At 67.4% G+C, this 1,380-nt stretch carries 2 protein-coding genes and 1 pseudogene; all 3 read left to right on the plus strand.

Going from position 1 to position 1,380, the window contains the following annotated elements; translation table 11 throughout:
- Window positions 1–144, plus strand: a pseudogene (locus H162_RS35490) (benzoate 1,2-dioxygenase small subunit); the annotation flags it as partial.
- Between the two features lie 29 nt (window positions 145–173).
- Window positions 174–1,190: a benzoate 1,2-dioxygenase electron transfer component BenC gene (gene benC, locus H162_RS0129715; protein ID WP_026355273.1), complete on the plus strand. Its 1,017-nt coding sequence runs from the start codon at window positions 174–176 to the stop codon at window positions 1,188–1,190.
- The coding region (locus H162_RS32435) for an SDR family NAD(P)-dependent oxidoreductase (protein WP_371847024.1) at window positions 1,187–1,380 on the plus strand (194 nt) is incomplete at its 3' end. The genes benC and H162_RS32435, both read left to right, overlap by 4 nt.

The following is a 1,380-nucleotide window of genomic DNA, read 5'->3' on the forward strand; positions in this document are numbered from 1 at the left end:
CACCGCTACAAGACCGACTTCAGCTATTTCGGCATGTCGCGCTACGTGATCGATTTCTCGGGCGCGCAGCCGCAGATCCTCAGGAAGTACGTGGTACTCAAGAACGATTACATCCACCAGGTAATCGACGTCTACCACATTTAACAGAGCCTTACCCGGCAAGGAGACAGATGATGAGCCATCACATCGCCCTGCAGTTCGAAGACGGGATCACCCGCTTCATCGCATGCAACGACAACGAAAAGCTGGCGGACGCCGCTTACCGCCAGCGGGTGAACATTCCGCTCGACTGCCGTGATGGCGCCTGCGGCGCCTGCCGCGCGCACTGCGAATCGGGCAGCTACGACATGCCCGAGTCCAGCTACATCGAGGACGCACTGGAGCCGGGCGACGCCGCCAAGGGCGTCGTCCTGGCCTGCCAGATGAAACCGACCTCGAACTGCGTGGTCAAGATCCTGGCGACGTCGCAGGCCTGCAAGTCCGGCCCGCAGGCCTACCGCGGCCGCATCGCCTCGGTCGAGCACCTGTCCGTTTCCACGATCCGCTTCGCGATCGAGCCGGTCGAGGGCGCACCGGGCTTCCTGCCGGGCCAGTACGTGAACGTCGGCATCCCGGGCACCGAGTTGACGCGTTCCTACTCGTTCAGCTCCGCGCCCGGCGCCGGACAGGCCCAGTTCGTGGTGCGCAACGTGCCGGGCGGCCGCATGAGCGGCTACCTGGCGGCCGAGGCCAAGGCGGGCGACGAGATCGGCTTCGCCGGCCCCTTCGGCAGCTTCTACCTGCGCCCGCTCCAGCGCCCGCTGCTGTTCCTGGCGGGCGGCACCGGCATCGCGCCTTTCCTGTCGATGCTGACAGCGCTGGCGGAGACCGGCTTCAGCCAGCCGGTCCGCATGGTATACGCGGTGACCAACGACCACGACCTGGTCGCCCTCGAGGAACTCGACCGCATCGCGGCGGCCCACCCGCAGTTCTCCTACGTCACCTGCGTGGCGGCGGCGGACAGCGCCCACCCGCGCAAGGGTTATGCCACCGCCCACGTGGAACCGGGCTGGATGCACGGCGGCGACGTCGATGTCTACCTGTGCGGCCCGGTCCCGATGGTGGACGCGGTGCGCACCTGGATGGGCGATGTCGGCGTCACGCCGGCCAACTTCTATTTCGAGAAATTCTCGGCCAGCAGCGGAGCATGACGATGACACAGCGTGAACGCTTTCGCGACAAGGTGATGATCGTCACCGGGGCCGCGCAAGGCATCGGCCGCGGCGTGGCGCTGGCGGCGGCCCGCGAGGGCGCCCGGCTGGTGCTGGCCGACCGCTCGGACCTGGTGGACCAGGTGGCGCTGGAAGCGCGCGACCTGAAGGCGCAGGTCAGCGTGGCCAG

Origin of the sequence: Massilia niastensis DSM 21313 (assembly GCF_000382345.1) — a bacterium.
In the GTDB taxonomy this organism is placed as follows: domain Bacteria; phylum Pseudomonadota; class Gammaproteobacteria; order Burkholderiales; family Burkholderiaceae_D; genus Telluria; species Telluria niastensis.

Coding starts and splice junctions, on each gene's coding strand:
- benC (WP_026355273.1), top strand. CDS start 174: ATGAGCCATCACATCGCCCTGCAGTTCGAAGACGGGATCACCCGCTTC.